Raw genomic sequence first — 6,669 nt, forward strand, 5'->3', positions numbered from 1 at the left:
AGTCGCTTGATCCGCTACGAGAACTCAGCCGTGACCGTCTGAATCTCGAAGGCTCCTCTGCCAATGCGGATGCTTCGGTCAATACCGACGCAAACGTCGACGGCAACAATAGCAACGCCAATGCCCAAGCGAATGCGGATGCCCGTGGAAGCTTGCGACTGCCAGGCCGCGATCGCGACGAGTCCTCGGCCGCCTCGGACCTCAGTAACGCCGCAAATGACTTGCTCGGCGGTGGTAACTCCGACACCTCGTCACAGCAAAATGACGCAGAGCGGAACCAACAAGGCAACACAGCCATGGATCGCGCTCGCGAGGCGGCAAACAATGCAGCGAACACTGCACAAGATCGAGCCCGCAACGCTTCCGAACAGGCCCGTGATGCTGCTGGACAGACTCGTGATGCTGCTGAGCAGGCACGGAACACTGCCGAAGGCGTTCGCGACCGAGTCGAAGGGGCCCGTGACCGAGCTGAAGGAGCTGGTGAGATGAGTGAACGCACGCGTGACCGCATCGAACAGGGTCGCGATGCCGCCAACCGCGAAGCTCGCGACACTGCCAACTCGATTCGTGAGCGGATGGATCGCGCCACCGATCGTACCGGCGCAGGTGATCGTGTTCGCGATGAACTCCGTCGTCAAGCGGACCAGGCAACTCGTCAAACCGAACGACTCGAGGCCCTGCGTCCCGAACGGCCTGAGAATTGGCCTTCGCAAATTCGTCGCAGTACCGACCGCGCGATTCCGGAACGACCACGCCTAGATAACTCGCGTGGCAATCGCCCCGATAACGTACCGGGCAACGTGCCAAACAACGTGCCTGGCAACCTACGGGGTAACACGCCCAATAACGTGCCGGGCAATCTACCTGGCAACCTACGGGGCAATGTGCCGGGCAATATTCCGGGCAACGCGCCCGGCAATCTCCTGCCCAATCGTGGCGGCAATGCGAACCCAGGACGAGCCCTTCGCAATGCTACCGAATCGGCTGCACCTGCGATCCAGCAGGGCATCAATAACGCCACGCAAGGAGCGACCGGCGGCGGAAACGCGGTTCAGGATGTGCTTAACGGCGTGATTGGCGGTTAAGCATCTCGAGTAGCAAAATGACAGGCGAAGGCGGGTTCGATCGAATCCGCCTTCGCTTTTTTTGTTTCCATTTAGGTTCAACGGACTACTTATCTCGAATCCGCACCGGTCGTCGCTGCTCGCCCGCCGATTCGATTGCCACGTAAGTAACCTCGGCCTCGGTCAATTTCTCGAGCTGGCCTTCGCGTTCGGCTTGCACTTCGACATGGATCGTGATCGATGTTTTGCCTTCGCGGACCAAGTGAGTCCAAAAGCTGAGCACATCGCCAACGAACACCGGGCGATGAAACTCGACGCTTTTCATCCCGACCGTCACCATCGGTTTTCGATCGGTCCCCCATTGGCGAATTTCGTGGTAGGCGCCGACTGCACCCGCTTGATCGATGTAGCTGAGAATCACGCCCCCAAAGATGGTGCCGTGCGGGTTGGTGTCACGAGGCATCATGACCGCTTTGAGCGCTAGGTATCGTTCGTCCGAGGGAGGGTTTGCCACTCGAGGTTCCTTTTTCGTTTCGGTCAGTGATTCGTTTTGATGTGACGGAACGTCATGTTGATTCGCTCGCCGACTTTCACCGCAGTTTTGGGAATATGGTGTTTCCAAAACTGCTGCATCGCGCCGGCCATGATGATCAACGTGCCATGCCCGGCGGGAAAGGACATCGTTTCTTTGCTCTGATTGTGCCGGATCCGAAACGTTCGCGTCGCCCCGAACGAGATCGAACCGATCACGTCGCCCACCTCAGGCTCGTCATCGGCATGCCACCCCATGCTGTCAGCGCCGTCGCGATAACGATTCAGCAGACAATAATTGTACTTGCCCTGAACCGCTTCGAGCTGCTGTTTGATCGCGAGCATCGTGTCGGTCCACGGCAGCGCCACATTATCCAGACCTGAGTAACGATACACGATTCCGGCTTCGCCGTAAGAGGCGGTCAAACGAGGCTGCATGTGTCCGAAAAGTGCGGGCTTTTGCTCCCAAACACATTCATCTCGCAAGGCGACAAAGTAGCGATCCGCCACGCTTGGCGGAATAAAGGCGTGCTCGTACATCAGCGTCCCGCCGTCGGCTAATTCGATCGTTTCCATTGCAATCCTCAAGACCAACTTAGTTTACGGTCAGCGCAGGCGGCCACAGGCCAGCAATCGTTGTTCCGTGCAGCAATCGTTGTATCACAAAACCTCCGCAGGTAACGCTGTGCTGAATTTTCTCGTAGCTACCTTCGACAGAAGGTGGTGATTCGTATTGGCCGGCAACCATCCACGCTCTAGCAAGCGTCGCTACAAAACGCAAATGCCGCAAATTGCCGTCTCTAAATGCTTCACACCACCCTAGCAGGGCAGCCTGTGAAAACACGGTGCCGGTTAACCATCGCTCAGAATTGGACGCCTCTCTTCGAGCTTGATAAGCTGACGGCTCCCCTTCAACCTTACCGGCTCGCCACCCCACCCCACCGCAATCGATAAAGTGTTTGCCATCCATTCGCTAGTCCCTCTTCGCTTCCTGTTTTCGCTTGTCCTGCTGGTAACTTTCTCACCAGGATCCAATGGGCAAACGCATCCGTCCACGTTAACGGCCGCCGGCCGCGTCGCCTGGGAAGCGTCCGCTACCCCAGTGCGCAAAGGGATCCCCGGTCAAGTTCCGTTTTGGAACGAGCATGCGAAGCGATTTATCTACGCCCCAGCCTTTGATTTCAAACGCGTACCCAACGCTGCCCACTACCGTTTCGAGCTCACGTCCGAAGCGGCGGGGACTTCGTTCCACTTTGATGCGGTAGAGCCGTTTGCCGATCTTGGCCCCATTTGGACTCAGGTTCCCGTTGGGGAGTTCACATTGACCGTGACGGGAATTGCAAAGGACGGCACGACGCTGGGGATCGCAGGAAAGCGGTCAGCCTATCGTGCGGCTCCATTTAATGGTCCCTATCACGAGCCTCCTGTGCTACCGCTTGAAGAGAGTGCGTCGCTGGCATTACGAAAACTGCTCCATAAGGATTTCGTCAACTACTGGCTCCACCATCGTGAACCGGATCCCGATTACATCTTGTACCAGTATCCGTCAAAGATACACGGCGCCCTGCTGATCGGTGCGGTTACCCAAGCTCGCTTGACCGCAGGCAGCGAAGAGGCACGACGTTCCACGGAACTCGCACGCGTGATTGCCGACTACATGCTGCAGATTCGTTTCCCAGCGGGCAGTAAGTGGCAGCATCACGTCCCCACTTATCACGGGCCTCACATCAAGAAGGTCAAGAAAAAGCACATGCGGCTGGCCAATCACCTGACAACGATGGGAGTCGATGCAGGCAATGCATTCCTTGAGGTCTACGAACTGACCGGTGATGACAAATACTTGCTCGCTGCCACTCAGATCGCCGAGACTTACCGGACGACTCAAAACGAACAGGGGACGTGGCCGCTGTTGGTTCAGTTCAAGGACGGAGAATCGGTCAGCGAACTGATTTCAATTCCAACCGCCGTGGTCAACTATATCGATCGTCTCCAACGCGACTATCAAGTCGAAGGACTCGAGGAAGCCAAACAACGGGCGTTACATTACATCATGGAAAACCCGGTCAAGAGTTTTAATTGGCAGGGCCAGTTTGAAGACATCGTCCCGCGTGCTCCGTACATCAATCAAAGTCGCGAGCAAGCCTGTGAATTGGCAATGTATCTGCTGCGAAACAAGGAAAATCAGGAACTCGCCGAAGAGTTGATCCGTTTTGCCGAAGACCAGTTTGTGATCTGGGAAAAGCCTCTTCCGCGTGAACGCAAAAATCCTGGATTTTCCTCTGCAAATTGGATCACGCCCTCGGTCCAGGAACAGTACGTATTCTGGAATCCGGTGGGGCGGTCGGCCGCCGTGATGATCGAAACTTACTGGCAAGCCTACGAATCGACCGGCGATACGATGTATCGACTAAAGGCAGAATCGCTGGCCAACACCTTCCCCGCGGTGCAACAAGTTCACGACGGCGACTACCCCACCTTCTTCACTCCCTATCCGAAGATGAACTTCTGGCTTAACAGCGTCGTCTTTCCCGCCAAGGTTTTGATGGAACTTGAACACAAAAAGGCCGCTTTGAATCCCTCCCTTGGCAAATAAAAAGAGCCAGAATCCTAACGCCGGCTTGGGTAAACTTGCGTGGGCGTCCTCGCTATCTCAGATCGACCTCACCCTCACGAAACGCACTCCTATGAATCTCCGACGTTTGCAATCCTCCGCGGTGGTGATCTTAGTCACCGTTTTGTTTATAGCATCGCCCCTCGGTACCGCGTCGGAGATGACGTTTCGCCAACTTCATCGAGTCTCGGTGCCCGAGGCACATCAAGCGGTTGCCGTTGATGCGTCGTCGTTTTACGCGATCTCCAATCGCACGATTGGCCGTTACGAGAAAGGCACCTCACGTCCGCTGGCGAAATGGACCGCTCCCGACGGCTCGCCCGTTATCCATCTCAATAGCGGTATCGTGGTCGACGGGCGGCTGTATTGCGCCAATTCGAATTGGCCTAAATCGCCGCTCAAAAATTCGATCGAAATTTTTTCTGCCGAAACACTCGAGCATCGCGAGCGAAAAGAGTTTGACGAAACCGAAGGAGCCATCAACTGGATCCAACGGCATCGCGGATCGTGGTGGATTGCATTCGCATTTTATGGCGAGGCAAACGTCCGCCGCACCTATCTGGCTCGCTACGACGACGAGTGGCAAAAGACCGGAACGTGGACATTTCCGGAATCCGTCATCGAGCGATTTTTGCCCAACAGCAATTCAGGGGGCGCATTTGGCCCCAACGGACGCCTGTTTGTGACCGGTCATGACCACGCCGAGTTGTATGTTTTGACCGTGCCCGAGACCGACGGCGAACTGAACCACGTCGCGACGGTTCCCGCGCCGATCGCAGGCCAAGGAATCGCCTGGGACCGCAGCGATATCGGCACCTTGTTCGGAATCGTCCGCAGCCGCCATGAAGTGGTCACAATGCGGTTATCGCACCGCGAAGAATACGCGACACTGAAACAACCAGTCCAGTGGATTCGAGATGAAAACAATCCCGTGCTTGCTCCGCGAAAAGGCGAATTCGATTCCACTCGAGTGATGAATCCGTGGGTGGTGCGTGCGGACGAAACGTATCGATTGTTTTATGCCGGAGGTGACGACGACAAAAAACACCATATCGGAGTCGCCACTGCCGCGATCAATGACCTCACTCAGTGGGATCGGACTGGCCCCCTGTTCGGGACCGGCGCCGAAGGATCGTTTGATGCGAATTGGTGTGTGCTGCCGCATGCCGTGCAAATCCGTGACGACCATTGGCATCTCTACTACACCGGCAACGCAGGGAAAGGCACAGGATTGAGTGCGTTTCCTGGGATCGGAATGGCGACCAGTCCGGATGGCATGACGTGGTCTCGTTCCGGCGATCAAGCTGTCCTTACCCCCAGCGGCGAACACGGTGATCCTGATGCGATCGGGATCGCCGGAGGATCGGTATTGCAGGTGCGTCAAAAGGATGGATCGACTCAGTGGCGGTTCTACTACACCGGTTGTCCGACGACGGGAAAACCCCATGCACTCAACCAGCAAAAGACGATCTGCCTGGCGGTCTCCGACGATGCCATCCACTGGAAAAAACTTGGTTCGGTGCTGCTGCGTGACCCCGAGCGAGACTACGAAGACATCGCGGTTGCCGGTCCCGTCGTGCATCAGCAACCCGATGGAATGTTTCGCATGTGGTATTCCGCAATCGGCACGCGATGGGGATTCTATTCGATTTGTTACGCCGAATCCGAGGATGGAATTCACTGGCGTCGCGGTGCCAAATCCGACGACAATCTGCAGCTGAGCCCCACTGGTGACGGTTGGGAGAAACAAATGGTGGAATATCCAACCGTCATTCGTGAGGGAGCCCGTTTGCGAATGTTCTATTGCGGAAACGGCTACGGAAACAGTGGCGTTGGCACCGCGATATCAAAGTAGACCGTCAAGGCTACTCGCGGACACGCGTCGAAAGAGTGGCGAAGGGACTTAGCACATTTCTGACGTCCTTCAATTTACCGCAACATGGCTGGCTTTCGTAAATCGGCGAACGCTGCCCGCTCGCTGTAAACGAAAAAAACTGAGACAAATCACCATCTCACTTGCCATGGAACGCAGTAGTTATAGTGGGTTGCCAGCGACGAGACGATCCGCGGCCATGAAGTGCCATTGCGTACGCTGCGTCCAACCACAATCGAACCTCCCGCTCATTGGAATTGACGAACATAATGCGATTGAAAACCTACTTAACATCCATGCTGATTTCTGTCGCAACGATGGCGATAATGGCTAGCGTCACCGTTGCGGACGAGCCCGCAAGTGAGGTAAACACGCGTTTCAAGCAGGCGGCCAATCGAACGTTCAAGGCTTTCGACCCCCAGCGAGAACAGACGTGGCAACGCCCCTTTTTCTTCATGCAACTTGCCGACACTCAGTACGGCATGTTCACTGGAAACAAGGGGTTCGAGCAGGAAGTAGCTCTGGTTCAACAAGCGGTCGAACATATTAACCGGCTTCGCCCTCGATTCGTGATCGTCTGTGGTGATCTG

The 6,669-nt window shown here is 56.0% G+C and carries 5 protein-coding genes and 1 pseudogene; 4 read left to right on the top strand and 2 right to left on the bottom strand.

The window, feature by feature from the left end:
- Positions 1-1,085, top strand: a 1,085-nt coding sequence (locus ABX962_RS26100) for a hypothetical protein (protein WP_372723750.1), incomplete at its 5' end; no start/stop codon positions are given.
- Positions 1,086-1,170: 85 nt separating this feature from the next.
- Here the strand turns inward: ABX962_RS26100 and ABX962_RS26105 are convergent.
- The gene (locus ABX962_RS26105; RefSeq protein ID WP_339944351.1) at positions 1,171-1,578 is read right to left on the bottom strand and encodes a hotdog domain-containing protein; all 408 of its coding nucleotides are present in this window, start codon (positions 1,576-1,578) and stop codon (positions 1,171-1,173) included.
- Between the two features lie 23 nt (positions 1,579-1,601).
- Positions 1,602-2,171, bottom strand: a complete 570-nt coding sequence (locus ABX962_RS26110) for an alpha-ketoglutarate-dependent dioxygenase AlkB (RefSeq protein WP_372723752.1) — start codon at positions 2,169-2,171, stop codon at positions 1,602-1,604.
- 379 nt (positions 2,172-2,550) lie between these two features.
- Here ABX962_RS26110 and ABX962_RS26115 point away from each other — a divergent pair, with 379 nt between their 5' ends.
- The 3 genes and pseudogenes from ABX962_RS26115 to ABX962_RS26125 all read left to right on the top strand — a co-directional run.
- On the top strand, positions 2,551-4,188 hold the full coding sequence (locus tag ABX962_RS26115) for a hypothetical protein (protein ID WP_372723754.1): 1,638 nt from the start codon (positions 2,551-2,553) through the stop codon (positions 4,186-4,188).
- A gap of 91 nt (positions 4,189-4,279) precedes the next feature.
- The gene (locus ABX962_RS26120; RefSeq protein ID WP_372723756.1) at positions 4,280-6,061 is read left to right on the top strand and encodes a hypothetical protein; all 1,782 of its coding nucleotides are present in this window, start codon (positions 4,280-4,282) and stop codon (positions 6,059-6,061) included.
- A gap of 314 nt (positions 6,062-6,375) precedes the next feature.
- Positions 6,376-6,669: pseudogene (locus ABX962_RS26125) on the top strand (hypothetical protein); the annotation flags it as partial.

The organism is Novipirellula sp. (genome assembly GCF_041583735.1).
GTDB lineage: Bacteria > Planctomycetota > Planctomycetia > Pirellulales > Pirellulaceae > Novipirellula.